This is a genomic window from Streptomyces sp. NPDC048383 (assembly GCF_040651775.1).
In the GTDB taxonomy this organism is placed as follows: domain Bacteria; phylum Actinomycetota; class Actinomycetes; order Streptomycetales; family Streptomycetaceae; genus Streptomyces.
In genome coordinates, this window is the sequence record NZ_JBEZKS010000010.1 from 1 (window position 1) to 26,534 (window position 26,534).

23 protein-coding genes and 1 pseudogene are annotated in these 26,534 nt (G+C 72.9%); 4 read left to right on the top strand and 20 right to left on the bottom strand.

Translation table 11 applies throughout. The features are described from left to right. Positions 1-170: 170 nt before the first annotated feature. From AB0D46_RS09710 to hrcA, 12 genes are all read right to left on the bottom strand, one after another. The gene (locus tag AB0D46_RS09710; RefSeq protein ID WP_362876758.1) at positions 171-545 is read right to left on the bottom strand and encodes a cytidine deaminase; all 375 of its coding nucleotides are present in this window, start codon (positions 543-545) and stop codon (positions 171-173) included. Between the two features lie 59 nt (positions 546-604). Beyond that, the gene (locus tag AB0D46_RS09715) at positions 605-958 is read right to left on the bottom strand and encodes an MmcQ/YjbR family DNA-binding protein (protein ID WP_362876759.1); all 354 of its coding nucleotides are present in this window, start codon (positions 956-958) and stop codon (positions 605-607) included. Next, the gene (locus AB0D46_RS09720; protein WP_362876760.1) at positions 955-2,259 is read right to left on the bottom strand and encodes a hemolysin family protein; all 1,305 of its coding nucleotides are present in this window, start codon (positions 2,257-2,259) and stop codon (positions 955-957) included. Before AB0D46_RS09720 ends, AB0D46_RS09715 begins: the two co-directional genes overlap by 4 nt. Beyond that, the gene (ybeY, locus tag AB0D46_RS09725; protein WP_362876761.1) at positions 2,256-2,753 is read right to left on the bottom strand and encodes an rRNA maturation RNase YbeY; all 498 of its coding nucleotides are present in this window, start codon (positions 2,751-2,753) and stop codon (positions 2,256-2,258) included. The genes AB0D46_RS09720 and ybeY overlap by 4 nt, the downstream gene beginning before the upstream one ends. Before the next feature lie 13 nt (positions 2,754-2,766). Further along, a complete protein-coding gene (locus AB0D46_RS09730) occupies positions 2,767-3,804 on the bottom strand; it encodes a PhoH family protein (RefSeq protein ID WP_362876762.1) in 1,038 nt (345 codons plus the stop codon). 139 nt (positions 3,805-3,943) lie between these two features. Further along, complete coding sequence (locus AB0D46_RS09735) at positions 3,944-5,002, bottom strand: PfkB family carbohydrate kinase (protein WP_362876875.1); 1,059 nt, start codon at positions 5,000-5,002, stop codon at positions 3,944-3,946. 388 nt (positions 5,003-5,390) lie between these two features. Further along, complete coding sequence (locus tag AB0D46_RS09740) at positions 5,391-6,296, bottom strand: ribonuclease Z (protein WP_362876763.1); 906 nt, start codon at positions 6,294-6,296, stop codon at positions 5,391-5,393. 3 nt (positions 6,297-6,299) lie between these two features. Then, positions 6,300-6,659, bottom strand: a complete 360-nt coding sequence (locus AB0D46_RS09745; protein WP_362876764.1) for a histidine triad nucleotide-binding protein — start codon at positions 6,657-6,659, stop codon at positions 6,300-6,302. Between the two features lie 116 nt (positions 6,660-6,775). Further along, entirely contained in the window at positions 6,776-7,519 is a 744-nt protein-coding gene (locus AB0D46_RS09750; protein ID WP_362876765.1) for a 16S rRNA (uracil(1498)-N(3))-methyltransferase, read from the bottom strand. Beyond that, positions 7,516-8,607: a nitronate monooxygenase gene (locus tag AB0D46_RS09755; protein ID WP_362876766.1), complete on the bottom strand. Its 1,092-nt coding sequence runs from the start codon at positions 8,605-8,607 to the stop codon at positions 7,516-7,518. The genes AB0D46_RS09750 and AB0D46_RS09755 overlap by 4 nt, the downstream gene beginning before the upstream one ends. A gap of 156 nt (positions 8,608-8,763) precedes the next feature. After that, a complete protein-coding gene (dnaJ, locus tag AB0D46_RS09760) occupies positions 8,764-9,900 on the bottom strand; it encodes a molecular chaperone DnaJ (protein ID WP_362876767.1) in 1,137 nt (378 codons plus the stop codon). Beyond that, the gene (gene hrcA, locus AB0D46_RS09765) at positions 9,901-10,917 is read right to left on the bottom strand and encodes a heat-inducible transcriptional repressor HrcA (RefSeq protein ID WP_362876768.1); all 1,017 of its coding nucleotides are present in this window, start codon (positions 10,915-10,917) and stop codon (positions 9,901-9,903) included. Between the two features lie 214 nt (positions 10,918-11,131). On the opposite strand from hrcA, the gene AB0D46_RS09770 reads away from it, so the two are divergent. Further along, complete coding sequence (locus AB0D46_RS09770; protein ID WP_362876769.1) at positions 11,132-11,863, top strand: MBL fold metallo-hydrolase; 732 nt, start codon at positions 11,132-11,134, stop codon at positions 11,861-11,863. A 28-nt stretch (positions 11,864-11,891) separates the two neighbouring features. Further along, positions 11,892-12,692, top strand: coding sequence for a DUF3097 domain-containing protein (locus AB0D46_RS09775; protein ID WP_362876770.1), 801 nt, complete (start codon positions 11,892-11,894; stop codon positions 12,690-12,692). 69 nt (positions 12,693-12,761) lie between these two features. Here AB0D46_RS09775 and hemW read toward each other — a convergent pair whose 3' ends face one another. The 3 genes from hemW to lepA form a co-directional block, all read right to left on the bottom strand. Beyond that, a complete protein-coding gene (gene hemW / locus AB0D46_RS09780; RefSeq protein WP_362876771.1) occupies positions 12,762-13,994 on the bottom strand; it encodes a radical SAM family heme chaperone HemW in 1,233 nt (410 codons plus the stop codon). A gap of 103 nt (positions 13,995-14,097) precedes the next feature. Next, on the bottom strand, positions 14,098-15,990 hold the full coding sequence (locus AB0D46_RS09785; protein WP_362876772.1) for an AMP-binding protein: 1,893 nt from the start codon (positions 15,988-15,990) through the stop codon (positions 14,098-14,100). 306 nt (positions 15,991-16,296) lie between these two features. Continuing rightward, positions 16,297-18,162 carry a translation elongation factor 4 gene (gene lepA / locus AB0D46_RS09790; RefSeq protein ID WP_362876773.1) on the bottom strand — a complete coding sequence of 622 codons (1,866 nt, stop codon included), beginning with the start codon at positions 18,160-18,162 and terminating at the stop codon, positions 16,297-16,299. 242 nt (positions 18,163-18,404) lie between these two features. Here lepA and rpsT point away from each other — a divergent pair, with 242 nt between their 5' ends. Continuing rightward, the gene (gene rpsT / locus AB0D46_RS09795; protein ID WP_362876774.1) at positions 18,405-18,671 is read left to right on the top strand and encodes a 30S ribosomal protein S20; all 267 of its coding nucleotides are present in this window, start codon (positions 18,405-18,407) and stop codon (positions 18,669-18,671) included. A gap of 486 nt (positions 18,672-19,157) precedes the next feature. On the opposite strand, the gene holA is transcribed toward rpsT, so the two are convergent. Next, positions 19,158-20,150 carry a DNA polymerase III subunit delta gene (gene holA / locus AB0D46_RS09800; protein WP_362876775.1) on the bottom strand — a complete coding sequence of 331 codons (993 nt, stop codon included), beginning with the start codon at positions 20,148-20,150 and terminating at the stop codon, positions 19,158-19,160. Positions 20,151-20,211: 61 nt separating this feature from the next. On the opposite strand from holA, the gene AB0D46_RS09805 reads away from it, so the two are divergent. Next, positions 20,212-20,454 (top strand): hypothetical protein, encoded by a 243-nt coding sequence (locus AB0D46_RS09805; RefSeq protein ID WP_281206795.1) that lies wholly within the window; start codon positions 20,212-20,214, stop codon positions 20,452-20,454. A 38-nt stretch (positions 20,455-20,492) separates the two neighbouring features. Here AB0D46_RS09805 and AB0D46_RS09810 read toward each other — a convergent pair whose 3' ends face one another. The 4 genes and pseudogenes from AB0D46_RS09810 to AB0D46_RS09825 form a co-directional block, all read right to left on the bottom strand. Further along, positions 20,493-21,353 carry a YceI family protein gene (locus tag AB0D46_RS09810; protein WP_362876876.1) on the bottom strand — a complete coding sequence of 287 codons (861 nt, stop codon included), beginning with the start codon at positions 21,351-21,353 and terminating at the stop codon, positions 20,493-20,495. Between the two features lie 157 nt (positions 21,354-21,510). Next, positions 21,511-23,880 (bottom strand): annotated as a pseudogene (locus AB0D46_RS09815) (ComEC/Rec2 family competence protein); the annotation flags it as partial. A gap of 302 nt (positions 23,881-24,182) precedes the next feature. Then, the gene (locus AB0D46_RS09820) at positions 24,183-25,286 is read right to left on the bottom strand and encodes a ComEA family DNA-binding protein (protein ID WP_362876776.1); all 1,104 of its coding nucleotides are present in this window, start codon (positions 25,284-25,286) and stop codon (positions 24,183-24,185) included. A 200-nt stretch (positions 25,287-25,486) separates the two neighbouring features. Further along, positions 25,487-26,332: a DegV family protein gene (locus tag AB0D46_RS09825; protein ID WP_362876777.1), complete on the bottom strand. Its 846-nt coding sequence runs from the start codon at positions 26,330-26,332 to the stop codon at positions 25,487-25,489. Between the last annotated feature and the right edge of the window lie 202 nt (positions 26,333-26,534).

Consider the following 26,534-nt stretch of genomic DNA (forward strand, 5'->3'; position numbering starts at 1 on the left):
CGCGCCCCGGGGGGGGGGGGGCGGGGGGCGGGCCCCCCCCCCCCCCGGGACCGGCGCCCGACGCCCCCCAAGCCGCCGAACCGGACGCCGCGCCGGCGATTGAGGCGCGGGGTCCGGGCGGGGGCGGAACCCCCGGCCGCGGGGGCGGAGCCCCAGGCCGCTGCGGCGGGTCAGGCCGGGGCGCCGGCCGGGGTGGTCGACTGGAGGGTGCCGTCCGGGGCCGCCAGGAGGATCGGGGTGTCCGGGCCGCCCAGGTCCGCGACGGCGGCGCGATCGGCCTCCGCCGGAGCCCCGGCCTCCGTCACCACGGCCGCCGCCTCCAGCGACCGCGCCCCGCTCGCCACGGCCATCGCGACCGCCGTCCGCAGCGCGCTCAGCCGCAGGGAGTCCAGCGCCACCGTCCCGGCGACGTACGTCCGGCCGGTCTCGTCGCGCACGGCCGCCCCCTCGGGCACCCCGTTGCGGGCGCGGGCACTGCGGGCCAGCGTGATGATCTTGGTGTCCTCGGGGTCGATGCCCGTGCTCTCCGTCATGGTCGAAAGCATAGGGAGAGCGCGGGCGGGGCCCTACGACCGGCCCCGTCCACGGACCCGAGCGGGTCGGCTCACGGCCGGTCGAGCCGCAGCCGCTCCGCCTTCGGGAGCCCCGCGACGACCAGGTCGTACGAGTCCTCCACCAGCTCGCGCACCAGCGCGTCCGGCAGACCGCCCACGGTGACCGTGTTCCAGTGCCGCTTGTTCATGTGCCAACCCGGCACGATCGCCTCGTGCTCCTCGCGTTGGCGCACCGCCAACTCCGGCTCGCACTTGAGGTTGACCTTCAGCGGCTCCGCATCCAGCGCGCTCAGCGCGAACACCTTGCCCAGCACCTTGAACACCGAGGTCTCCGGGGTGAACGGGAACTCCTCGACCGCCGCGTTGAAGCCCAGGCAGAATTCGCGCAGTTCGGCGGGCGTCATTCGCCCTGCTCCCCGTCGGCCGCCGCCGGCGGCACCGGCTCGACCAGCACCGTCACGATCTTGTTCCGGCGGCCCGCCGGGGATTCGGCCGTCAGCCGCAGCGGGCGCCCGTCCGGCAGGTCGACCATCGCCGAGGCACCCGCGATCGGCACCCGGCCCAGCGCCTTCGCCAGCAGCCCGCCGACCGTCTCCACGTCCTCGTCGTCGAAGGCCAACGCCCCGAACAGCTCGCCGAGGTCGGTGATGTCCAGCCGCGCGGTGACCCGGTAGCGGTCACCACCCAGGTCCTCGACGGGCGGCAGTTCGCGGTCGTACTCGTCGGTGATCTCGCCGACGATCTCCTCCAGGATGTCCTCGATGGTGACGATCCCGGCCGTGCCGCCGTACTCGTCGATGACCACGGCCACGTGGTTGCGCACCGACTGCATCTCGCGCAGCAGGTCACCGGCGTTCTTCGTGTCCGGCACGAACACCGCCTGCCGCATCGCCGTGGAGACCAGGTCGGTCTCCGCCTCCCGGCTGATGTGGGTCTTGCGGACGAGGTCCTTCAGGTAGACGATCCCGACGATGTCGTCCTCGTTCTCCCCGGTGACGGGGATCCGCGAGAAACCGGACCGCAGGGCGAGCGTGGTGGCCTGACGGACCGTCTTGTACCGCTCTATGCAGACCAGGTCGGTGCGCGGCACCATCACCTCGCGCACGAGGGTGTCGCCCAACTCGAAGACCTGGTGCACCATCCGGCGCTCGTCGTCCTCGATCAGCGATTCCTTCTCCGCGAGGTCCACCATCGCGCGCAGCTCCGCCTCGGAGGCGAACGGCCCCTTGCGGAATCCCTTGCCCGGCGTGAGCGCGTTGCCGATGAGGATCAGCAGTTGCGGGATCGGCCCCATGATCCGGGCGAGCGGTACGAGGACGTACGCGGCCGCCGTCGCGGTGTTCAGCGGGTGCTGGCGGCCGATGGTGCGCGGGGACACGCCGACCGCGACGTAGGAGACCAGCACCATCACGCCGATGGCGACGAACAGCGCCGTCCAGTTCTCGCCGAACTCGTCGAGGCAGACGTACGTGACGAGCACGCCCGCCGCCATCTCGCAGGTGACGCGCACCAGTAGCGCCACGTTGACGTAGCGGGTGGGGTCGCCGGTGACCTGCGCGAGCTTCGCGCTGCCGCGCCGGTTCTCCCGTACGGCCTGCTCGGCGCGGAAGCTGGAGACGCGGGCGATCCCGGACTCGGCGCACGCCGCGAACCAGGCCACCACCACCAGCAGGACCGCTCCCGTGATCAGCTGGGGGGCGTTCACGAGACGGTCGGGGCCGGGGACGGGCCGGTCACGCCGCGTTCACCGCGCCAGCCGTCGACGATGGCCGCCTGGAGGCCGAACATCTCGGCCTTCTCGTCCGGCTCCTCGTGGTCGTACCCGAGGAGGTGCAGCACTCCGTGGACGGTGAGGAGTTGGAGCTCCTCGTCCATGGAGTGCTGCGTCGGGGCGTCCTCGCCCTGCTTCTTCGCCACTTCGGGGCACAGCACGATGTCGCCGAGGAGCCCCTGCGGGGGCTCCTCGTCGTCCTTCGTCGGCGGACGCAGTTCGTCCATCGGGAAGGACATGACGTCGGTCGGGCCGGGCAGGTCCATCCACTGGATGTGGAGCTGCTCCATGGCGTCCTCGTCGATGACGATGACGGAGAGCTCGGAGAGCGGGTGGATCCGCATCCGGGTGAGCGCGTAGCGGGCGATGTCGAGGATCGCCTGCTCGTCGACCTCGGTTCCGGACTCGTTGTTGACGTCGATCGACATGGTGCGCTGAGCTCTACTTCCGCTGGTGGCCGTTCGTGGCCTGCTGGCTGTCGTCGTACTTCTCGTACGCGTCGACGATACGGCCGACCAGCTTGTGGCGGACGACATCCTCGGACGTGAGCCGCGAGAAGTGGATGTCGGGCAGGCCTTCCAGGATGTCCTGCACCTGCCGCAGACCGCTACGGGCGCCACCCGGCAGGTCGACCTGCGTCACGTCCCCGGTGACCACGATCTTCGAATCGAAGCCGAGCCGGGTCAGGAACATCTTCATCTGCTCGGTGGTGGTGTTCTGCGCCTCGTCGAGAACGACAAAAGCCTCATTAAGGGTGCGACCCCGCATATATGCCAGGGGTGCCACCTCGATCGTTCCGGCCGCCATCAGGCGGGGGATGGAGTCCGGGTCGATCATGTCGTGCAGGGCGTCGTAGAGCGGCCGCAGGTACGGGTCGATCTTGTCGAACAGGGTGCCGGGCAGGAAGCCGAGGCGCTCGCCGGCCTCGACGGCGGGGCGGGTCAGGATGATCCGGCTGACCTGCTTGGACTGCAGCGCCTGGACCGCCTTCGCCATGGCGAGGTAGGTCTTGCCGGTACCGGCGGGGCCGATGCCGAAGACGATCGTGTTCTTGTCGATCGCGTCGACGTACCGTTTCTGGTTGAGCGTCTTGGGGCGGATCGTCCGGCCGCGGCTGGAGAGGATGTTCTGCGTGAGCACCTCGGCGGGGGTCTCGTCCTCGCCGCCTCCCGAGCCGTTGGCCCGGAGCATGCCGATCGAGCGTTCCACTGCGTCCTCCGTCATCGGCTGCCCGGTGCGGAGCACCAGCATCATCTCGTCGAACAAGCGCTGGATGAGTGCGACTTCCGCCGCTTCACCCACCGCGCTGACCTGATTGCCCCGCACGTGGATGTCGGCCTTCGGGAAAGCCCTCTCGATCACGCGCAGCAGGGCGTCGCCGGAACCGAGCACCGTCACCATGGGGTGGGTGGCCGGAACCGTGAAGTGGGCGCGCGCCTGACCCGGCGCGGGGGTGTGGCCTGTCGGTGTCTGAGTCATGGGCCGGCACTGTGGCCTGCGCATACCTCCCACTGAAGGGTCGCGCGGATCGCCGACCTCCGGAGTACCAAGGGTACGTCCACGACCTCGCTTCCCCGAGGGGTTTTCCGGCTGGGCCGCGTCGGATACGGGCGTACGGTCACACGGGGTGCTTGAACCCGATCGTCGGGACGGCGCGGCGGCGCGGCGAGGGGGTGGCGCCGGGGGGCACCAGTGCGTCCAGGAAGCCGTACCGCTCCCGCAGCGGGTCCGGGGCCGCGCGCCACCAGTGGGCCACTTCCGGCCAGCCCGGCGCGGAGAGGGAGCCGCCGAACTCCTGGACGGACAGGGCGGCCGTCAGCCCGGCGAAGGCCAGCCGGTCGGCCAGCGGCCACCCGGCCAGGCTGCCGGTGACGAACCCGGCGACGTACACGTCCCCCGCGCCGGTGGGGTCCAGGGCGTCCACCGTGATCGCGGGCACCTCGGCGGTCTCCCCGGTCCGGGAGTCGACCGCGTACGAGCCCTCGGAGCCCATCGTCACCACCGCCACCGGCACCTTCTCGGCGAGCGCCCGGGCGGCGGCGCGCGGACACTCGGTCCCGGTGTAGCGCATCGCCTCGCCCGCGTTGGGGAGGAAGGCCTCGCAGTGCTCCAGATCGGTGAGGGCGCCCAGGTCCCAGCGCCCGGTCTCGTCCCAGCCCACGTCCGCGAAGATCCGCGAGCCGCGCCGGGCGGCCTCGGCGATCCACGGCTCCCCCGGCCCGGCGGCCAGCGAGGCCACGGCCGCCCGGGCCTTAGGGGGGCAGCGGGGGACGGCCCCGGATCCGGCGGGGGGCGGGGCCTCGTGGCCGTGGGAGACCATCGTGCGCTCGCCCTCGTAGGCCATCGAGACGGTGACGGGGCTGTGCCAGCCGGGGATGGTCCGCGACATGGCGAGGTCGATGCCCTCGCCCTGTTCGAGCGCGTCCCAGCAGTACTCGCCGTAGTGGTCGTCGCCGAAGGCGGCGGCGAGGGAGGTCCGCAGGCCGAGCCGGGCCAGCGCGGTGGCCATGTTGGCGACGCCGCCGGGGCTGGAGCCCATGCCGCGCGCCCAGGACTCCGTACCGCGCACCGGGGCGGAGTCGAGGCCGGTGAAGATGATGTCGAGGAAGACGGTGCCGGTGAGGTAGACGTCGCAGCCCGGTTCGTGGGGATCGCGGACCGGACCCAGCGGGTCCAGGTGGTCGAGCTCGTCCGACTCACCCGGCCCATCCAGCTCGCCCGGCCCATCCAGCTCGCCCGGCTCGTCCGGCTCGCCCGGCTCGTCCGGCTCTCCCTGCGGGCCGATGAGGCTGTCCCGACTGGTCACGGTGGTCTCCCCGCTGCGCGAAGGTCTGTGGCGCTCCATGAGGCTTCATGAAGCTCCCGATGGGTGCGGACGGTCCGGCCGGCTCCGGCCGGGTCTGCGAAGTGTCGTTTCTCCTCGGGGGTCGCGGGTGAAAAGCCCTGACGGGCGCCGGAAAACTGCCGGCGCCGCCCCGCCCGGCAGAGCCGAACCCAGTGTGACGCACCTCACCGCCGGATCGCCGCTCCGGGCGACACCCGCCGCGCGCGGCCCGGGCGCCCCGTCAGGGGCGCTTCGGTACCGCCACCGTCACCAGGTCCGCCGCGATCGTCAGCTCGCCCTCGAACCCCGCCGCCCGCGCCTCCCGCTCGAATGCCGAGGGGTCGGAGTACCGCTGCGAGAAGTGCGTCAGGACCAGGTGCCGGACGCCCGCGTCCCGCGCCACCCGCGCCGCCTGCCCCGCGGTGAGGTGGCCGTGGTCGGTGGCGAGCCGCTCGTCGGCCTCCAGGAACGTCGACTCGATCACCAACATGTCGCAGCCCCGCGCCAGCTCGTCCACCCCGGAGCACAGCCGCGTGTCCATGACGAAGGCGAACCGCTGACCGGCCCGGTGCTCGCTGACGTCGTCGAGACCGACCCCGCCCAGCCGGCCCTCGCGCTGGATCCGCCCCACGTCCGGCCCCTTGATCCCGTGCCGCGCGAGCAGCTCCGGCACCATCCGACGCCCGTCCGGCTCGGTGATCCGGTAGCCGAAGGACTCCACCGGGTGCGAGAGCAGTCGTGCTTCCAGGACGTACGAGGGCCCCCGCGCGAGCACCCCGTCCCGCGAGACGGGCTCCTCGGCGAGCGCCACCGTCTCCCGGTAGGCCGTCGCGTACCGGAGCCGGTCGAAGAACTTCTGCCCGGAGGCCGGGTAGTGCGCGGTGACCGGGTGCGGGACCTGGTCCAGGTTGATGCGCTGGATCACCCCGGCCAGGCCGAGGCTGTGGTCACCGTGGAAGTGCGTGACGCAGATCCGGTTGATGTCGTGCGCGGCGACCCCGGCGCGCAGCATCTGGCGCTGCGTGCCCTCGCCCGGGTCGAAGAGGATGCCCTCGCCGTCCCAGCGCAGCAGGTAGCCGTTGTGGTTGCGGTGCCGCGTGGGGACCTGGCTGGCGGTGCCGAGCACCACGAATTCGCGTACGGACACGACTTATCCCGGGGGCCATTCGAGGCCGCGGCCACCGAGCACGTGCGCGTGCGCGTGGAAGACGGTCTGGCCGGCGCCGGCGCCCGTGTTGAGGACGATCCGGTAGCCGTGCTCCTCGATCTTCTCGTCGGCGGCGACCCGGCCGGCCTCGGCCAGTACGTCGGCGGCGAGGGCCGGCGCGCCGGCCGCGAGGGAGGCGGCGTCGGGGTAGTGCGCCTTGGGGATGACCAGGACGTGGGTCGGTGCCTGCGGGTTGATGTCCCGGAAGGCGATGGTCGTCGCGGTCTCCCGGACCACGGTCGCCGGGACGGCGCCCGCGACGATCTTGCAGAACAGGCAGTCCGCCTGCGGTTCCCCGGCCATTGCTGCGCCTCCCGTGACGTTGATCGGTCCGGGCATCGTAGCCGCCCCCGGCGCCGTGGAAGGCTCGGTCCGCCGGAGATCCACCGGAGCCCGGCCGCCCCGGCGGGGGCGGCGGCTCAGGACCAGCGGCCGGTGCGCGCCAGCAGGACGGCGGTCGCGGCCGTGCCCGCGGTGGAGGTGCGCAGGACGCTGCGGCCCAGCCGGTGGGGCCGGGCGCCCGCCTGCGCGAAGGCGGCCAGTTCCTCGGGCGAGACGCCGCCCTCGGGGCCGACGACCAGGACGACGGAGCCCGATTCCGGCAGCGGGGCCGTGGCGAGGGCGTCGGAGGCGGCGTCGCGGTCCTCGTGGAGCACCATGGCCAGGTCGGCCTCGGCGAGCAGCGCGGCGACCTGTTTCGTGGAGAGCGCCTCGGCGACCTCGGGGAAGCGGACGCGGCGGGACTGCTTGCCGGATTCCCGGGCGGTGGCCCGCCACTTGGCCAGCGACTTGGCGCCGCGGTCGCCGCGCCACTGGGTGATGCAGCGCGAGGCCTGCCAGGGGACGATCGCGTCGACGCCGGTCTCGGTCATCGTCTCGACGGCGACCTCGCCCCGGTCGCCCTTGGGCAGGGCCTGGACGACCGTGATGCGGACGGCCGGTTCGGCTTCCTCGGACACCTCGGAGAGGGAGACGACGAGCCGGTCCTTGCCCTCGGCGGACTTCACGACGGCCTCGGCCCAGCGGCCGCGGCCGTCGGTGAGGACGAGTTCCTCGCCCGGGTTCAGTCGCTTCACGGACACGGCGTGCCGGCCCTCGGGGCCGTCCAGTACGAACTCGGGCCCCGCGGGGACCTCTTCGACCACGAACACGGGGGCCGTCATGACGCTCTCCTCGGGTGCAACATCTTCAACGTGCTCTGTGCCTCGGCCAGTTCGGCCGTCAGTAGTTCCACCAGGTCGCCGGCCGGCATCGTCCGTGCCATGCGGTGTCCCTGGCCGGCCCACAGGGACATGCCCTGCGGGTCGCCGGCGGCGGCGGCCGCCTTGCGCAGCCCGGAGGTCATGTGGTGGATCTGCGGGTAGGCGGCGGGGGCGTACGGTCCGTGCTCGCGCATGAACCGGTTGACCAGGCCCCGGGCCGGCCGGCCCGAGAACGCCCGGGTGAGTTCGGTGTGGGCGAACAGGGGGTCCGTCAGGGCCTTCTTGTGCAGCGGGTGCGCGCCCGACTCGGGGCAGGCGAGGAAGGCGGTGCCGAGCTGCGCCGCCTCCGCGCCGGCGGCGAGGAGGGCGGCGATCTGCGCGCCGCGCATGAGGCCGCCCGAGGCGATGAGGGGCAGGGTGACCGCTTCCCGTACCTGGGTGACCAGGGCGAGCAGGCCCACGCCGGCGGTGCCGTCGATCTGCGGGTCGTCGCGGTGGGTGCCCTGGTGGCCGCCGGCCTCGACGCCCTGGACGCAGAGGGCGTCGGCGCCGGCTTCCTGCGCGGCGCGGGCCTCGTCGACGGAGGTGACGGTGACGATGCCGTAGGTGCCGGCGTTGCGCAGCCGGGTGAACACGGCGGGCGCGGGGCAGCCGAAGGTGAAGGAGACGACGGGGACGGGGTCGTCGAGGAGGATGGCGAGTTTGGCGTCGTAGCCGTCGTCGCAGGTCCCGATGATGTCCTCCTCGGCGAGGGAGACCTCGTACCAGCTGGCCTCGCCGGCGAGCTGCCCGCGGTAGGCCTCGACGGCGGCCGGGTCGACGTAGCCGGTCTGCGGCATGAAGAGGTTCACGCCGAAGGGGCGGCGGGTGAGCCCGCGCGTCTGCTTGATCTCCTGGTACATGCCGTCGGCGGTCTTGTAGCCGCCGGCGAGGAAGCCCAGCCCGCCGGCCTCGCACACGGCGGCCGCCAGGGGCGGGCAGGAGGCGCCGCCCGCCATGGGAGCCTGCACGATCGGGTACCGGGAGAGACCGTTCGGTGCGGAGGACATGGACTGCATCGTGCCACGTCCCGACCACCGGACCGAATCACGGCATTCGCCTGGCATAGTCCCCTTCCCGCCCGGCCCGTTCGGGCCTGCGCGAACGCGCGGGAGCCCGGTCCGGGGTGACCCGGGCCGGGCTCCTGCGGCGGTGTCGCGGGCCGCTCAGCGGCCGTTGAACGCGTCCTTCAGACGGCTGAACAGACCCTGCTGGCCAGGCGCGAACTGCCCCGTGGGCCGCTCCTCGCCCCGCAGCTTGGCCAGCTGGCGCAGCAGTTCCTCCTGCGGGGCGTCCAGCTTGCTCGGGGTGGTCACCTCGACGTGGACGATGAGGTCGCCGCGGCCGCCGCCGCGCAGGTGCGTGACGCCGCGCCCGTGCAGCGGGATCGACTGGCCGGACTGGGTGCCGGGCCGGATGTCGATCTCCTCCATGCCGTCCAGGGTCTCCAGCGGGCACTTGGTGCCCAGGGAGGCCGCGGTCATCGGGATGGTGACCGTGCAGTGCAGGTCGTCGCCGCGCCGCTGGAAGGTCGGGTGGGGCAGCTCGTGGATCTCCACGTAGAGGTCGCCGGCGGGGCCGCCGCCGGGGCCGACCTCGCCCTCGCCCGCGAGCTGAATCCGGGTGCCGTTCTCGACGCCGGCGGGGATCTTGACCGTCAGGTTGCGGCGGGACCGGACCCGGCCGTCGCCCGCGCACTCGGTGCACGGGGTGGGGACCACGGTGCCGAAGCCCTGGCACTGGGGGCAGGGGCGCGAGGTCATGACCTGGCCCAGGAAGGACCGGGTGACCTGCGAGACCTCGCCGCGACCGCGGCACATGTCGCACGTCTGCGCGGAGGTGCCGGGTGCGGCGCCCTCACCGGAGCAGGTGGTGCAGACGATGGCCGTGTCGACCTGGATGGGCTTGGTGGTCCCGAAGGCCGCCTCGTCCAGTTCCAGCTCCAGGCGGATCATGGCGTCCTGGCCGCGGCGGGTCCGCGAGCGCGGTCCGCGCTGCTGGGACTGGCCGAAGAAGGCGTCCATGATGTCCGAGAAGTTGCCGAAGCCACCGGCTCCGAAGCCGCCCGCGCCGCCACCGCCGCCGGCGGAGAGTGGGTCCCCGCCGAGGTCGTGGACCTGCTTCTTCTGCGGGTCCGAGAGGACCTCGTAGGCGGCGTTGATCTCCTTGAAGCGCTCTTGCGTCTTGGGATCGGGATTGACGTCCGGGTGCAGCTCGCGGGCGAGCCGCCGGAACGCCTTCTTGATCTCGTCCTGCGATGCGTCGCGGCGCACGCCGAGTACGGCGTAGTAGTCCGTGGCCACTTACGACTCCGCCAGGATCTGTCCGACGTAACGTGCCACTGCGCGTACCGCTCCCATCGTTCCGGGGTAGTCCATGCGGGTCGGTCCGACCACGCCGAGTTTGGCGACTGCCTCGCCGCCCGAACCGTAGCCGACGGAGACGACCGACGTGGAGTTGAGCCCCTCGTAGGCGTTCTCGTGACCGATCCGTACCGCCATCCCCGACTCCCCTGCCTCGCCCAGCAGCTTGAGCAGCACGACGTGCTCCTCCAGCGCTTCGAGCACCGGCCTGATCGTCAAGGGAAAATCATGTCCGAAGCGGGTGAGGTTGGCGGTGCCGCCGATCATCAGCCGCTCCTCCGCCTCCTCCTCCAGCGTTTCGAGGAGGGTGTCGAGGACGGCCTTGACCGTCGCCCGGTCCTCGGTCTCGAACGACTCCGGAAGGTCCTGCACGAGCTGCGGCACGTCGGTGAACCGACGGCCGACGACCCGACTGTTGAGCCGCGCCCGCAGGTCGGCCAGGGAGGTCTCCCCGAAGGGCGTCTGGCAGTCCACGAGCCGCTGCTCGACCCGCCCGGTGTCCGTGATCACCACGAGCATCAGCCGGGCCGGGGCCAGGGAGAGCAGCTCGACGTGCCGGACGGTGGAGCGGGTCAGGGACGGGTACTGGACGACGGCGACCTGGCGGGTGAGCTGCGCCAGCAGGCGCACCGTGCGGCCCACCACGTCGTCGAGGTCGACGGCCCCGTCGAGGAAATTCTGGATGGCCCTGCGCTCGGGCGTCGACAGCGGTTTGACCCCCGCCAGTTTGTCGACGAAGAGGCGGTAGCCCTTGTCCGTGGGGATCCGACCGGCGCTGGTGTGGGGTTGGGCGATGTAGCCCTCCTCCTCCAGCACGGCCATGTCGTTGCGCACGGTCGCCGGGGAGACGCCGAGGCGGTGCCGCTCGGTGAGCGCCTTGGAACCGACCGGTTCCTCCGTCCCGACGTAGTCCTGGACGATGGCGCGCAGCACTTCGAGCCTGCGTTCACTGAGCATCGCGCACACCTCCGGAAGCGGTCGTATCGGTCGGTCTCGGTCGGGCTGTGGTCGGGCTGTGGTCCTGCTTCGGTCGATCTTCGGCCCTGCTTCGGTCCGGCTCGATCGACCGCTGTTGGCACTCCGGGCGGGCGAGTGCCAGAGATCCCCCGGTCAGTGTACGGCCGGGTGGTACGAGCGGGGCAAGGGCGGCCCGTCAGGGTAGCGTCGCGCCATGGACGTACGTTGGGAAGAGGCGGGCTGGGAACGACTGACCGGACGGGCCGGTCGGCGCCGCCTTCCGGTGTGGGACTGCACGGTGGGACTGGTGGTGGGGGACGAGTCGGTCCTCCTGATCGACCCGGGTTCCTCGGTCCGGGAGGGCGCCGAGGTGCGCGCCGAGGCGGAGCGGCTGACGGGGCGCCGCGTGACCCATATCGCATTCACACACGGACATTTCGACCACGTCATGGGTGCGCCGGCCTTCCCGGAGGCCGAGGTCTTCGGCGCGGTCGGCCTGGAGCGGCTGCTGGCGTCCGCCAAGGGCCGCGAGGAGCTGCGGGCGAGCGCGGTGCGCAACGGGCTGGCGCCGCAGGACGCGGCCGAGGCGGCGGAGCTGTTGCGGGCGCCGCGGCACCTGGTGTCGGGCGAGTGGACGTTGGAGCTGGGCGGGGTGCAGGTGCTGCTGGCCAATCTGGGGCCCGCGCACTCGCAGTACGACCTGACCGTCTTCGTGCCGGGCGAGCGCGAGGTGGTGTTCTGCGGGGACCTCGTCGAGGAGTCGGGCGAGCCCCAGGCGGGCCGGGACGCGGTTCCCGGGCAGTGGCCCGCCGCCCTGGACCGGCTGCTGTCGCTGGGCGGGGACGACGCCGTGTACGTGCCGGGTCACGGAGCGCTGGTCACGGCCGGCTTCGTACGTGAGCAACGCGCCACACTGGCGGCCAGGTTCGGCGTGTCGGAGGCGTGATCGGCGCGGCTCTCCTACGCTCGGCCGGATGCGCGAGTACTCCCCCGACCTGACCCCGCAGTGGAAGCGCCCCCGGGCGGTGCCCCAGGTGCCGGCCGATCCCGGCCTGGTGGTCGAGGTCGCCGGCGGCGACTTCTGCGGCGCGGTCGTCGAGTGCGAGGCCGGCGTCGTGACCCTGGAGGACCGCTTCGGCAAGCGCCGGGCCTTCCCCCTGGAGCCGGCCGGCTTCCTGCTGGAGGGCGCCCCCGTGACCCTGGTGCGCGCCGCGCGGGCGCCGGCCGCGCCCGCCCGTACGGCGTCGGGTTCGGTGGCCGTCCCCGGGGCCCGGGCCCGGGTGGCCCGGGCGGGGCGCATCTACGTCGAGGGCCGGCACGACGCGGAGCTCGTGGAGCGGGTCTGGGGCGACGACCTGCGCGTCGAGGGCGTGGTCGTGGAGTACCTGGAGGGCGTCAACGACCTGCCCGCCGTGGTGGCGGAGTTCGCCCCGGCTCCGGACGCCCGCCTGGGCGTCCTGGTGGACCACCTGGTTCCCGGCTCGAAGGAGTCCCGGATCGCGGCGGCCGTGACCGGCGCGGACGTGCTGGTCGTGGGCCACCCGTACGTGGACGTCTGGCAGGCGGTGAAGCCGTCCGCGCTGGGCATCGCGGCCTGGCCCGTGGTGCCGCGCGGCCAGGACTGGAAGACGGGCATCTGCCGTGCGCTGGGCTGGCCGGAGAACACCGGGGCCGCTTGGCAGCACATCCTGTCGCGGGTGACCTCGTACCGGGACCTGGAGCCCGCCCTGCTGGGGCGCGTCGAAGAGCTGATCGACTTCGTGACGGCGCCCTGAGGGCCCGGCCGACGCGCCCCGCGCCCGGCCGACGGGCCCGGCGCCCGGCCGACCGGCCCCGCGCCCGGGCTAGTCGACCAGGTCCCGGACCACCGCGTCGGCCAGCAGCCGCCCGCGCAGGGTCAGCACCGCCCGGCCGGCCGCGTACGGTTCCGGTTCCAGCAGGCCGTCGGACAGGGCCCGGCCGGCCGCCGCGAGCCCGGCGGGGGCGAGCAGCGTCAGCGGGACGCCGTCCACGAGGCGCAGCTCCAGCAGGATCCGCTCCACCCGCCGGTCCTCCGCCGAGAGGAGTTCGCGCCCCGCGCCCGGGGAGCGGCCCTGGGCGAGGGCGGCCGCGTAGGCGCCGGGGTGCTTGACGTTCCACCAGCGGACCCCGCCGACGTGCGAGTGGGCGCCCGGTCCGGCGCCCCACCAGTCGGCGCCGCGCCAGTACAGCTCGTTGTGCAGGCAGCGGCCCGCCGGCGAGGTCGCCCAGTTCGACACCTCGTACCAGTGGTAGCCCGCGTCGGCCATCACCGAGTCCGCGATCAGGTACCGGTCGGCGTGCACGTCGTCGTCGGTCATGGGGACCTCGCCGCGGCGGATGCGGCGGGCCAGCTGGGTGCCCTCCTCGACGATCAGGGCGTAGGCGCTGACGTGGTCGGGCCCGGCGCCCAGCGCGGCCTCCAGGGAGGCCCGCCAGTCGTCGTCGGACTCCCCGGGGGTGCCGTAGATCAAATCCAGGTTCACGTGCTCGAAGCCGGCTTCCCGGGCCTCCGCCACGCACGCCTCGGGGCGCCCGGGCGTGTGGGTGCGGTCGAGGACCTTCAGGACGTGCTGCTTGGCGCTCTGCATGCCGAAGGAGATCCGGTTGAAGCCGCCGGCCCGCAGTTCGGCGAGGTAGGCCGGGTCCACCGATTCGGGGTTGGCCTCGGTGGTGATCTCCGCGTCCTCGGCCAGGCCGAACTCGTCGCGGATCGCCGCGAGCATCCGTACGAGATCACCGGCGGGCAGCAGCGTGGGCGTGCCGCCGCCCACGAAGACGGTGCGCACGGCGCGCGGGTCGTCGCCGAGCACCTTGCGGGCGAGGCGGACCTCGTCGATCAGGGTGTCGGCGTAGTTCTCCCGGGAGGCGAGCACGCCGCCGGTGCCGCGCAGCTCGGTGGCCGTGTAGGTGTTGAAGTCGCAGTACCCGCAGCGGGTGGCGCAGTACGGGACGTGCAGGTAGAACCCGAGCGGCCGGTCCCCCGCACCCACCAGGGCGTGCGACGGCAGCGAGCCGTCTTCGGGCATGGGTTCACCGTCGGGGAGTGCGGAAGGCATGCCCCCATTGTCCCGCACCCGCCGCCCCGGGCGGCCCGCCCGCGGCGGGGCGCCCGGGATCCCGCCCGCGAGGTGGCCGCGGGCGGGTCCGGACGGGCGGGTGTCAGGCCTCGCGCGAGCCCTCGTACATCTCCTCGATGAGGTACTTGAACTCGCGCTCGACGACCGGGCGCTTCAGCTTGAGGCTGGGCGTGAGGTCGCCGTGCTCGACGTCCAGGTCCCGGGGCAGCAGCCGGAACTTCTTGACCGTCTGCCAGCGCTGGAGGCCCTCGTTGAGGGTCTGGACGTACGTCTCGATGAGGCGCTCGGTCTCCGGCGCGGCCAGGACCTGCCCGTACGACTTGCCCTCCAGGCCGTTGTCGGCGGCCCAGACCAGGATCGAGGGCTCGTCGAGGGCGATCAGCGCGGTGCAGAAGTTCCGGTCGGCGCCGTGCACGACGATGCTGGAGACGTAGGGACAGATGCCCTTGAACTGGCCCTCGATCTCCGCGGGGGCGACGTACTTGCCGCCCGAGGTCTTGATCAGGTCCTTCTTCCGGTCGGTGATGCGCAGGTAGCCGTCGGGCGAGAGCTCCCCGATGTCACCGGTGTGCAGCCAGCCGTCCGACTCCAGCACCTCGGCGGTCTTGTCGGGCTGCTGGTGGTAGCCCTGCATGATGCCGGGGCCGCGCAGCATGACCTCGCCGTCGTCGGCGATGCGGACCTCGGTGCCGGGGAGCGGCTTGCCGACGGTGCCGGTGCGGTAGGCCTCGCCGGGGTTTACGAAGGAGGCCGCGCTGGACTCCGTCAGGCCGTAGCCCTCCAGGATGTGGATGCCGGCGCCGGAGAAGAAGTAGCCGATCTCGGGGGCGAGGGCGGAGGCCCCGGAGACGGCGGCGCGGAGGTTGCCGCCGAAGGCTTCGCGGAGCTTGGAGTAGACGAGCGCGTCAGCGATCTTGTGCTGGGTGTTGAGGCCGAAGGGGGCGCTCGCCCGGCCGGTGCGCCGGAAGTTGTCCTGGGTGACCTTGGCGTACTCGCGGGAGACGCCGGCCGCCCACTGGAAGATCTTGTACTTGGCGCCGCCGCCCGCCCGGGCCTTGGCCGCGACACCGTTGTAGACCTTCTCGAAGATGCGCGGGACGGCCGCCATGTAGGTCGGCTGGACGATCGGCAGGTTCTCGATGATCTTGTCGATGCGTCCGTCGACGGCGGTGACGTGCCCGACCTCGATCTGGCCGGAGGTGAGCACCTTGCCGAAGACGTGCGCCAGCGGCAGCCACAGGTACTGGACGTCGTCCGCGGTGATCAGACCGGTGGCGACGGTGGCCTTGGCCATGTACGACCAGTTGTCGTGCGGCAGCCGTACGCCCTTGGGCCGGCCGGTGGTGCCGGAGGTGTAGATCAGGGTGGCGAGCTGGTCCGCGGTGATGTCCGCGATCCGCTGCTTCACCGCCTCCGGGTGCTTGGCGAGGTACTCCGCGCCGCGCGCCTCCAGGTCGGCGAGCGAGAGCACCCAACCCTCGGGGTCACCGTCGACCGCGACCGCGTCGGCGGCCTCCACGACCACCACGTGGGCGAGGTGCGGCAGGTCGGCGCGGCGCTCGCGCGCCTTCGCCAGCTGCGTGCCGTCCTCGGCGATCAGCACCAGGCTCTCGGAGTCCGCGAGGATGTACGCCGACTCCTCCGCGTTGGTGCTGGGGTAGATCGTGGTGACGGCGCCGCCCGCGCACATCACACCGAGGTCGGCGAGGATCCACTCGACCCGGGTGTTCGAGGCGAGGGCGACGCGCTGCTCGGGCTGGATGCCCAGCTCGATGAGTCCGGCGGCGATGGCGAAGACGCGTTCCGCGGCCTGTCCCCAGCTGAGCGACTTCCAGTCGTCGGGTCCGCCCTCGGGGCCGGCCGCCGGCACGGGGAAGCGGTAGGCCTCCCTGTTCGGCGTGGCGGCGACGCGGTCAAGGAAGAGGGCCGCCACGGAGGGCGGACGGTTCTCGATCATGGTCTGTGTGTCGCTCACGACATCCTCCGGACCGGGTCCACGCGGCAGGGCGTGGGCGTGGGGCGCTTGGGCTGGCGGGGTGCAGCCGCCACCCGTGCGGATGGCGGTTCGACTGGCGCAATAGAACTGGCGAGTAACCATGGGGCAGTGATCAGACTAGAGGCCGCGTGCCCGGCACGTAAGAGCCCGCGAGCGGCCGCTTCATAACGAAACGGGCCCCCATGCGTGTGCATGTGGGCCCGTTTCGTACGACTTGGGCGATGCCGCTTCTTGACCCGCCCTTGGTGTTCCCTTGGCTGCCGCGCGCGGCGACCGCGGGTACGGCTACTTCTTCTTGCCGCCGGACTCGTCGCTGGAGAGGACGGCGATGAAGGCCTCCTGCGGGACCTCCACGGAGCCGACCATCTTCATCCGCTTCTTGCCCTCCTTCTGCTTCTCCAGCAGCTTCCGCTTACGGGAGATGTCACCGCCGTAGCACTTTGCGAGGACGTCCTTGCGGATGGCTCGGATCGTCTCGCGGGCGATGACGCGGGAGCCGACCGCGGCCTGGATCGGCACCTCGAAGGCCTGCCGCGGGATGAGCTCGCGCAGCTTGGCGACCAGGCGCACGCCGTAGGCGTAGGCGGCGTCCTTGTGCGTGACGGCGGAGAAGGCGTCGACCTTGTCGCCGTGCAGCAGGATGTCGACCTTGACGAGGCTGCCGGACTGCTCGCCGGTGGGCTCGTAGTCGAGGGAGGCGTAGCCGCGCGTCTTGGACTTCAGCTGGTCGAAGAAGTCGAAGACGATCTCCGCGAGGGGGAGGGTGTAGCGGATCTCGACCCGGTCCTCGGAGAGGTAGTCCATGCCGAGCAGCGTGCCGCGGCGGGTCTGGCAGAGCTCCATGATCGCGCCGATGAACTCGGTGGGCGCGAGCACGGTGGCCCGTACGACCGGCTCGAACACGTCCGAGATCTTGCCCTCGGGGAATTCGCTCGGGTTGGTGACGGTGACTTCCTTGCCGTCCTCCAGGACCACGCGGTAGACCACGTTCGGCGCGGTGGCGATCAGGTCGAGCCCGAACTCGCGCTCCAGGCGCTCGCGCACCACGTCCAGGTGCAGCAGGCCGAGGAAGCCCACGCGGAAGCCGAAGCCGAGGGCCGCGGAGGTCTCCGGCTCGTAGACCAGCGCGGCGTCGTTGAGCTGGAGCTTGTCCAGCGCCTCGCGCAGGTCCGGGTAGTCCGAACCGTCGAGCGGGTACAGGCCCGAGAAGACCATCGGACGCGGGTCCTTGTAGCCGCCGAGGGCCTCGGTCGCGCCGTTGTGCAGGCTGGTGATGGTGTCACCGACCTTGGACTGACGGACGTCCTTCACGCCGGTGATGATGTAACCCACCTCGCCGACGCCGATGCCGTCGGCCGGGGTCATCTCCGGGGAGGAGACGCCGATCTCCAGCAGCTCGTGCGTGGCGCCGGTGGACATCATCCGGATGCGCTCGCGCTTGTTGAGCTGGCCGTCGACGACACGGACGTACGTCACGACGCCGCGGTACGAGTCGTAGACCGAGTCGAAGATCATGGCGCGGGCCGGGGCGTCCTTGGGGCCGACCGGGGCGGGCACCGTGGCGACGATCTTGTCGAGCAGCGCGTCCACGCCGAGACCGGTCTTCGCCGAGACGCGCAGCACGTCCTCCGGCTGGCAGCCGACCAGGTTCGCGAGCTCCTCGGCGAACTTCTCCGGCTGGGCGGCCGGCAGGTCGATCTTGTTCAGGACCGGGACGATCGCGAGGTCCTTCTCCATCGCCAGGTACAGGTTGGCGAGGGTCTGCGCCTCGATGCCCTGAGCGGCGTCCACGAGCAGGACCGTGCCCTCGCAGGCCGCCAGCGACCGCGAGACCTCGTACGTGAAGTCGACGTGACCGGGCGTGTCGATCATGTTCAGGATGTGCGTGGTGCCCTTGCCCTCGCCCTCCGTGGGCGCCCAGGGCAGACGGACCGCCTGCGACTTGATCGTGATGCCGCGCTCACGCTCGATGTCCATGCGGTCGAGGTACTGGGCGCGCATCTGCCGCTGGTCGACGACACCGGTGAGCTGAAGCATCCGGTCGGCGAGCGTCGACTTGCCGTGGTCGATGTGCGCGATGATGCAGAAGTTGCGGATCAGCGCCGGGTCGGTACGGCTCGGCTCGGGCACGTGGCTGGGGATCGCGGGCACGCAGTGTCCTGATTCTCGGTCGGAGTCGGAAGCGTTGTCCGAAGTGAAGTTCGGCTCTCGTCGCCTCGTCGGCGCGATGGGGGATCTGTACGCAGGTTCCCATGGTCCCATGGACGGGGCAGTGCGCTCGGTTTGGGCCGGTCGGAGCGTGCCTGGTAGCCTGGGCAGCTGTGTCTCGTATGCCCTCTCAGCTGCGGGACGCAATCCGAAGAACAAAACTCTGAACCTGAAAAGGCTCTTTCGTGGCGAACATCAAGTCCCAGATCAAGCGGAACAAGACGAACGAGAAGGCGCGCCTGCGCAACAAGGCCGTCAAGTCCTCGCTCAAGACCGCGATCCGCAAGGCCCGCGAGGCCGTCGTCGCCGGTGACGTCGAGAAGGCCACCGTGGCTTCTCGGGCCGCCGCGCGTGCGCTCGACAAGGCTGTCTCGAAGGGTGTCATCCACAAGAACGCCGCCGCCAACAAGAAGTCGGCGCTGGCCACCAAGGTTGGCTCCCTCCAGGGCTGAGCTCTCGATGTGAATCGCCGGTAGGGACTCAGCGGGCCCTCTCTCCCGCTCCGTACCGGCACAACGCGCCGCACGCGGCCTGCGTTCGCCACGCGGGTGCGGCGCAACCAAGCAGTGACCGAAGGCCCCGGCCTCCGCCCTTCCCCAGGACGGACCGCCGGGGCCTTCGCGCTGCCCACCACGGTGACGCCCGGCACCTCCCCACGGGCCGAGCCCCGGGGGCATGCCGGTACCGACTGCGGGGCCTTCGCGCTGCCCCCTCACGGTGGCGCCCGGCACCTCCCCACGGGCCGAGCCCCGGGGGCCTACCGGGAGCGGCCCTCGGCCGGCCGACTCGCGGCGTGCGCCGTGGAGCGGGCCGCCCGTGTGGGGCTGCGGCCGTCGGACGTATGGGCCGGCCCGGGTCATCTCGGGCCGGGCCGGGCCGGGAGCAGCGTTGATCCTCCGACGGAACCCGCAGGGTCGGTACGGATGCCTTCGCGGGCTCTACTGGCGGGACGGGCGGGCCGCGCGGGCCACCGCCACGACTGCCTTCTCCAGTGCGTACTCGGGGTCGTCGCCCCCGCCCTTGACGCCCGCGTCCGCCGCGGCCACCGCACGCAACGCGTCGGAGACGGCGTCCGCCGACCAACCCCGCATCTGCTGCCGGACCCGGTCGATCTTCCACGGCGGCATGCCGAGGTCACGGGCGAGGTCGCCCGGGCGGGCCCCGCGCGGCGCGGAGGCCAGCTTGCCGATCGCCCGGACCGCCTGGGCCAGCGCGCTGGTGATCAGGACCGGCGCGACCCCCGTGGACAGGGACCAGCGCAACGCTTCGAGCGCTTCCGCGGCCCGCCCCTCGACGGCCCGGTCGGCGACTGTGAAGCTGGAGGCCTCGGCCCGGCCGGTGTAGTAGCGGCCGACCACGGCCTCGTCGATGGTCCCCTCGACGTCCGCGCACAGTTGCGCCGCCGCACTCGCCAACTCCCGCAGGTCGCTGCCGATGGCGTCGACCAGGGTCTGGCAGGCCTCGGGGGTCGCGGAGCGCCCCAACGTCCGGAACTCTCCGCGCACGAACGACAGCCGGTCCGCCGCCTTGGTCATCTTCGGGCAGGCGACCTCGCGGGCACCCGCCTTGCGTGCCGCGTCGAGCAGGCCCTTGCCCTTGACGCCTCCCGCGTGGAGGAGGACGAGGGCGATCTCCTCGTACGGTGCGCCGAGGTAGGCCTTGACCTCCTTGACCGTGTCCGCCCCCAGGTCCTGCGCGTTGCGCACGATCAGGACCTTGCGCTCGGAGAAGAGCGAGGGGCTGGTCAGCTCGGCCAGCGTGCCGGGCTGGAGCTGGTCGGAGGTGAGGTCCCGGACGTCCGTGTCGGCGTCGGCCGCGCGGGCCGCCGTCACCACGTCCCGTACGACACGGTCGAGCAGCAGGTCCTCCTGCCCCACCGCGAGGGTGAGCGGGGCGAGCAGGTCGTCGGTTGAGTTCTTCCTGGTGGCCATCGGCTCCAGCATCCCACGCCACACCGACAGTCCCCCGCGTCCGGTACCCGAGAATGGTCGGGTGAACGTGCGACATGTACTGGTCCTCCCGGACCGCGACGCCGCCGAAGAGGTGGCCCAGGAAGCCGTCGACCGCTTCGGCCTGCCCGAAGAACCCCAGCTGGTGCGCGACGCCCTCGCCGGTGAGGACGACGCCGAGGACGCCCAGTGGCTGGTGGTCGTGGAGGACCCGCGGGAACGGCTCGACGCCGGTTCCCTGGACGACCTCGCCGCCGAGTACGAGGGCTGGTTGGAAGCCCCCTGACGGCAGGCCGGGCCCGCCCGGGCGGCGGGGACGCGGCGTCAGGCCTTGTGGACGATCTGCACGTCCAGCGCCACTTCCACACTGGCGCCGATCGCCGCGACCCCGGCCGCCAACATCGACTGCCAGTTCAGGGTGAAGTCCTCGCGGTTCAGTTCGGCCGTGGCGCGGCAGGCGGCCCGCGGTTCGCCCTCCAGGCCCGTGCCGTTGCCCAGGTACTGGGTGTCCAGGGTGACGGAACGGCTGACGCCGTGGAGGGTGAGGGCGCCCGCGACCGCCCAGCGGCTGCCGGAGCGGTGGATGAACCGCTCGCTGTAGAACTCCACCGTCGGATGCCGGGCGGCGTCGAGGAAGTCCGCGGACCGCAGGTGGTCGTCCCGTAGGCGCAATCCGGTGTCGATGCTCGTCGCGTCGATGATCACGTGCATGGAGGACTCCTCCATGCGGTCCGCGATCCGCACCGCGCCCGCGAAGGTGTTGAAGCGGCCGTTGATCCGGGCGAAGCCGATGTGCCGTGCGGCGAAGCCGATCGAGGAGTGCGACGGATCGAGCTCCCAGTGGCCCGGCTGCGGCAGCCGCGGCGGTTCCACCGCGTCCAGGATGATCTCGGCGGTGTCGAGCTGCGCCGGGTCGCCCACGAGCATCGCCCCGTGGAACGGCGCGTACCCCTCGGCGGTCACCGCCAGCCGGTACTCGCCCTCCGGCATCGCGGCGGTGAACCCTCCGTACGGGTCGGTCTCGCCGCTGACGACCCGTCTGCCGATCGGATCCGTGACCTCGAACTTGGCTTGCCGGATGGGCTGGTGGACCGTGTCGAGGACCCGACAGCTCAACAGCCGCGCCGTCGGCGGCAGCGTGAGCGTCGCGGTCCTCTGCGAGTCGACGCTTCCGGCCGACTCCATCCCCCGTCGACGACCGAACATGGTTGACGCACCCCCGTGCTGTGTGGACCTGGACCGATCCGGCGAAGACGCATTCGATCATGCTGCCGGGTTGTGGGCAAACAGAATGGTCGGCCCCGGTATGCCCGAGCCCGCGCCGTCGGCGGCCGGCCGGAAAGGCCCGCATCCGGGGGCCACTGCCGGAAACCGCGACCGAACCGTCGGTATCGGTGCGCAGGACGGTCGTCCCGAGGGCCCGCAACCGGGCCAGCGCGCTCGGCGCGGGGTGGCCGTAGCGGTTGTCCGGGCCGACCGGAACGATCGCGATCCGCGGTCGTACGCGGTCGTGGAGAGCGGGGTCCTGGCGGGCCGAACCGTGGTGGGCGACCTTCAGCACGTCCACCGGTCCCAGCTCGGGATGTTCCCTCAAGAGGGCTTCCTGGGAAGGCGGTTCCAGGTCCCCCAGCAGCAGGAACGTCAATCCGGAGGTACGTACCAGCAGGGCGACGCTGGCGTCGTTGGCACCCTCGGGCGCGGGCCCCGCCGCCGAGGGCCACAGCACCTGCCACTCCAGCCTTCCGGCCCTCCGCCGCTCCCCCGCCACGGCCTGCGTCACGGGCACCCCGGCGGCCGCCGCGGCCCGCCCGACGAACGCCGCCTGCCCGGGAGGCTCCCGCACGGTGGTGGTTTGAATCACACCCACGGACCGACCCCGCAGCACCCCCTGGAGCCCTCCCACGTGGTCGGCGTGAAAGTGCGTCAGGAGCAGGAGTGGGACGCGACTCACACCCAGGGCCCGCAGGCAGGCGTCCACCGGACCGGGCTCCGGCCCCGTGTCCACCACGACGGCGGTGCCCGGGCCGACGGCGAGCACGGCGGCGTCGCCCTGGCCCACGGCGCACTGTACGTAGCTCCAGTCGGGCGGCGGCCAGCCCGTGAACGTACGGATCAGCAACGGCGGCCGTAGCACCACGACCAGCAGCACCACGGCGACGGCGACGCACACGCCCCGCCGCCGGCCGAACCTGACGCCGAGTCCTACGAGGACCACCGTGGTGGCCACCAGCAGCCCGGCTCCGCCCAGCCCGCCCGGCCAGGGCAGCTCCGCCCCCGGCAGCGCCGCCCCGGCCCGCGCGACCGCGGCGATCCACCCGGCGGGCACGCCCGCGCACCTCGCCAGCAGTTCCGCCAGCGGCATGCACCACGGAGCCGTGGCGAGGACCGCGAAGCCCAGCACCGTGGCCGGCCCCGCCGCGAGCTCCGCCAGCAGGTTGCACGGGATGGCGACGAGGCTCACCCGGGCGGAGAGCACGACCACGACGGGGGCGCACACGGCCTGCGCCGCGACGGCGGCCGCCAGCGCGTCGGCGAACCGTGGCCGCATCCCCCGCCGCCGCAGGGCCTCGCTCCAGCGGGGCCCGAGGGTGAGCAGCGACCCGGTGGCCAGGACGGACAACAGGAACCCGGGGCTGCGGGCCAGCCACGGCTCGTGCAGCACCAGCAGCAGGACGGCCCCGGCCAGCGCGGGGATCAGGGACCTGCGCCGCCCGGTGGCGAGGGCCAGCAGGGTGATCCCTCCGCAGGCGGCGGCGCGCAGCACGCTCGGCTCGGGGCGACAGACCACGACGAAGGCCAGGGTCAGCGCCGCCCCGCACCACGCGGTGGCCCTCAGCGACAGCCCCAGGCGGGGCGCGAGCCCCTGCCGCTCGACGTGCTGCGCGCGGGCCGGAGGCCCGATGAGCAGGTACAGCACGACGGTCAGGTTCGCCCCGGAGACGGCCAGCAGGTGCAGCAGGTCGGTGGCCCTGAACGCGTCGTGCAGATCGGTCGTGACCCGGGAGGTGTCGCCGACCACCAGGCCCGGCAGCAGGGCCCTGGCATCCGGCGCGAGGCCGTCGGTGGCTTCGCGCAGGCCGGCCCGCAGGATCCCGGCGAGGCGCTGCGCGGCCTCCGGGCCGCCCGTCACCCGGGGCGGCACATCGCCCGCGGGGCGGACCAACGCCACGGCCCGTTCCCCGCTCCGGGCCGGCGCGAGGCGGGCCCGCACCGCGACCCGGGTGGAGGGCTGCAGCCCAAGCCATCCGGGGTGCGCGGCGAGCACCCGCACCGGGGTCCGGATCCGGCTCACCGTCCCGTCGGGGCCCGTCACCCGGGTGGCCACCGCGTCCAGCACCACCACGGGCGGCCCGGTTCCCGCGCGGGCCGATCGGGGGTCAGTGCCCACGGTGAGTTCCACGAGGACCCGGGCGTGCTCCCCGGCCAGCCGGGGCATGGGTCCCGCCCGCGCCTCGGCCCGCTCCAGCCCGGCCACGCCCGCCGCCGCGGCCGCGCAGAGCAGGGTGGCGGCCGCGGTCACCCCGACCCCCCGCAACAGCTGCGGCCCGCGGGCGCCGCACACCAGCAGCACCCCCGCCGCGACCACCGCGACCCCCACCCCGACGGCGTTCCAGAACCCCGGAACCACTAGGGCCACGGCCGCCGCCGCCCAAGCGCCGAGCGCCGGCACCACGAGCCGCAGATCCACCGGCCCACCCCGCCCCCGCCGCAACCCCGCAGCACCACCCGCCCCCTCCGCCCCACCGGACGCCTCCACCGCCCGCTCCACCCCACCGGACGCCTCCACCGACAAGGCCGGCCGCCGCACGCGCCCCACGACCCCAACCCGGCCGGACACACGCCCACCAGGGGCACCCCCGCCACCCCCCTCACCAGGTCCACACGCCCCGCACCCACCCGAGCCACACCCGCCCACACCACCCCCGTCCGAACCGCACCCACCCGAGCCACGCCCGGCGCCTGAAGCACGCCGGGCGGACCCGTACCCCTCAGGACCACGCCCGTCCGGGGGACTCATAGCCGGACCAGGGGGCGTAGGTCGGCGAAGCGGCGTTCACCGATGCCGTTGACCTGACGGAGTTCCTCCACGGCCCGGAATCCACCCCGGGCGGTACGGAAGTCGATGATGTGCCGGGCCAGTACCGGACCCACGCCGGGCAGCCCGTCCAACTGCTCGACGGTCGCACTGGCAAGGCTCAGCGGCACGACGCCCGAACCCGAACCGGCACCCGCACGCCCACCGGCACCCGCACCCGCACCCGCAGCCGCACCCGCAGCGCCCGCCACCGGCGGCTGCGACGCCACCCCCACCAGCACCTGTTCGCCGTCCACCAGGATCCGGGCCCGGTTGAGCCCGGTGGTGTCGGTGCCCGGCCGCACTCCTCCGGCCGCCGCCAGCGCGTCCTCCACCCGTGAACCGGCGGGCAGCCTCCGTACGCCGGGGTCCCGGACCTTGCCGCCGACGTCCACCACGATGCGCCCGCCCGGCGCCACCGCGGGGACGGCCCCCGGCGCCGGGCCGGGAGCCGGCGCGGGCGCCGGGGTGAACACCGCGGGCGCCGTCACCGGCTGCGGCCGGCCCGACCAGTACTGCTGGGCGGCGCATCCGACCGCCACGGCCAGCACCACGGCCACGGCGGCCACCGTGCGCCGCTCCACCCCGCAGCGGGCCTGCACCCACACCGGCAGCCGCTCCCGCACGGCAAGCCGCCGCACGACCGCCCCGCTCAGCGCACCGGCTTCCTCCGCCGATCCACCCGACACCGGAGCCCGCGCTCCGGCCCGCGCCCCCGCCGCACCGATGACGGCGGGCCGAACCCCCTCCGCATCCACGCCGAGCCCGAGCCCCTCACCCGCGGTCCGCACCCCGCGCAAGCCGAACCCGTCAGGCCCTTCCCGAACGTCGGGCGGTGGCGGATCGGGCGCCCGCCCGGTCTCCCGGCCGCCCCCGACCGCACCACCGGACAGCAACGCCTCGGCGCGCCGCCGCATGCGGTCGGGGTCGGGATGGGTGCGACGACGGTCGCGGAGACGGCCGTCGAAACGGCGGGGCCGGCTGGGGCCACGGGTGGCGCCGAGGGCTACGGAGTGGCGCGAGGAGCGCGTTCGCACAGTCATGCCACGACGTTAGGAACGAATCCCGAACCCCGCTCGGAACCCTCAATTCCAGGGGATATCAGTCGCGTTGTGGATAACCCGACCACCCGTTCCGGTGACGGACCCCCGAGCCCAACCCGCACCGAACGCACGTGCACGACTCCGGACCCGACCCCGCCCCGCCCCGCCCCCAACAGCGCCCAGCACCCACCGCCCAACGCTCAACGCGGCGAAATGACCGCCGCCAACAGCCCCGGACCCGTATGCGCCCCGATGACCGCGCCGACTTCGCTGACGTGCAGCTCGACCAGCCCCGGGATCCGTTCCCGAAGCCGCTGCGCCAGTTTCTCGGCGCGCTCGGGCGCCGCCAGGTGGTGCACGGCGACGTCGACACTGCGCGAACCCGCCCGCTCGACGGCCAGTTCCTCCAGCCGCGCGATGGCCTTGGAGGCCGTACGCACCTTCTCCAGCATCTCGATGCGGCCGCCGTCCAGCGTCAGCAGCGGCTTGACCGCCAGGGCCGAGCCGAGGAGGGCCTGCGCGGCCCCGATCCGGCCGCCGCGGCGTAGGTAGTCGAGGGTGTCCACGTAGAAGTACGCCGACATCTCCGCGGCCCGTTTCTCCGCCGCGGCCACGGCTTCGTCGACGGAACCGCCCGCCTCGGCCGCCTCGGCGGCGGCGAGGGCGCAGAAGCCGAGGGCCATCGCGACCATGCCGGTGTCGACGACCCGCACGGGTACCGGAGCGGTCCTCGCCGCCACCACGGCGGCGTCGTAGGTGCCGGAGAACTCGGCGGAGAGGTGGAGGCTGACGATGCCGGTCGCACCGGCGTCCGCGGCGGCCCGGTAGGCCCGTACGAACTCCTCCGGGCCCGGCCGGGAGGTGGTGACCGAGCGGCGCTTCTGCAGGGCGGTGGCAAGGCTGCGGGCCGAGATCTCGGTGCCCTCTTCCAGGGCCTCGCCCCCCAGGACCACGGTCAGGGGGACGGAACTGATCCCGTGCCGCGCCATCGCCGGTGGGGGCAGATAGGCCGTGGAATCGGTGATGATCGCGACATGGCGGGACATGAGCCGGAGGTTACCGCCACCGGCGGCGATCCGGCAGCCCGGCCCCTGCTCTCCTGAAGAACAGCATGTCCGAGCCCCGCGCGTACGTCAGCCCCGGCCCCTCATCACGACGGACCCGAGCCCCCACCACGGGAGCCAAAAGCGCCGGGGCACGCCTCACCACCACCACGAACCTCAGCCCATCACCACGACGCGCCGAGCC

Bases quoted from the DNA above. Each gene is read 5' to 3' on its own strand.
- AB0D46_RS09710 (WP_362876758.1), bottom strand. From the start codon at position 545: ATGCTTTCGACCATGACGGAGAGCACGGGCATCGACCCCGAGGACACC.
- AB0D46_RS09715 (WP_362876759.1), bottom strand. From the start codon at position 958: ATGACGCCCGCCGAACTGCGCGAATTCTGCCTGGGCTTCAACGCGGCG.
- ybeY (WP_362876761.1), bottom strand. From the start codon at position 2,753: ATGTCGATCGACGTCAACAACGAGTCCGGAACCGAGGTCGACGAGCAG.
- AB0D46_RS09730 (WP_362876762.1), bottom strand. From the start codon at position 3,804: ATGACTCAGACACCGACAGGCCACACCCCCGCGCCGGGTCAGGCGCGC.
- AB0D46_RS09745 (WP_362876764.1), bottom strand. From the start codon at position 6,659: ATGGCCGGGGAACCGCAGGCGGACTGCCTGTTCTGCAAGATCGTCGCG.
- AB0D46_RS09750 (WP_362876765.1), bottom strand. From the start codon at position 7,519: ATGACGGCCCCCGTGTTCGTGGTCGAAGAGGTCCCCGCGGGGCCCGAG.
- AB0D46_RS09755 (WP_362876766.1), bottom strand. From the start codon at position 8,607: ATGTCCTCCGCACCGAACGGTCTCTCCCGGTACCCGATCGTGCAGGCT.
- hrcA (WP_362876768.1), bottom strand. From the start codon at position 10,917: ATGCTCAGTGAACGCAGGCTCGAAGTGCTGCGCGCCATCGTCCAGGAC.
- AB0D46_RS09770 (WP_362876769.1), top strand. From the start codon at position 11,132: ATGGACGTACGTTGGGAAGAGGCGGGCTGGGAACGACTGACCGGACGG.
- AB0D46_RS09775 (WP_362876770.1), top strand. From the start codon at position 11,892: ATGCGCGAGTACTCCCCCGACCTGACCCCGCAGTGGAAGCGCCCCCGG.
- hemW (WP_362876771.1), bottom strand. From the start codon at position 13,994: ATGCCTTCCGCACTCCCCGACGGTGAACCCATGCCCGAAGACGGCTCG.
- holA (WP_362876775.1), bottom strand. From the start codon at position 20,150: ATGGCCACCAGGAAGAACTCAACCGACGACCTGCTCGCCCCGCTCACC.
- AB0D46_RS09810 (WP_362876876.1), bottom strand. From the start codon at position 21,353: ATGGAGTCGGCCGGAAGCGTCGACTCGCAGAGGACCGCGACGCTCACG.
- AB0D46_RS09820 (WP_362876776.1), bottom strand. From the start codon at position 25,286: ATGACTGTGCGAACGCGCTCCTCGCGCCACTCCGTAGCCCTCGGCGCC.
- AB0D46_RS09825 (WP_362876777.1), bottom strand. From the start codon at position 26,332: ATGTCCCGCCATGTCGCGATCATCACCGATTCCACGGCCTATCTGCCC.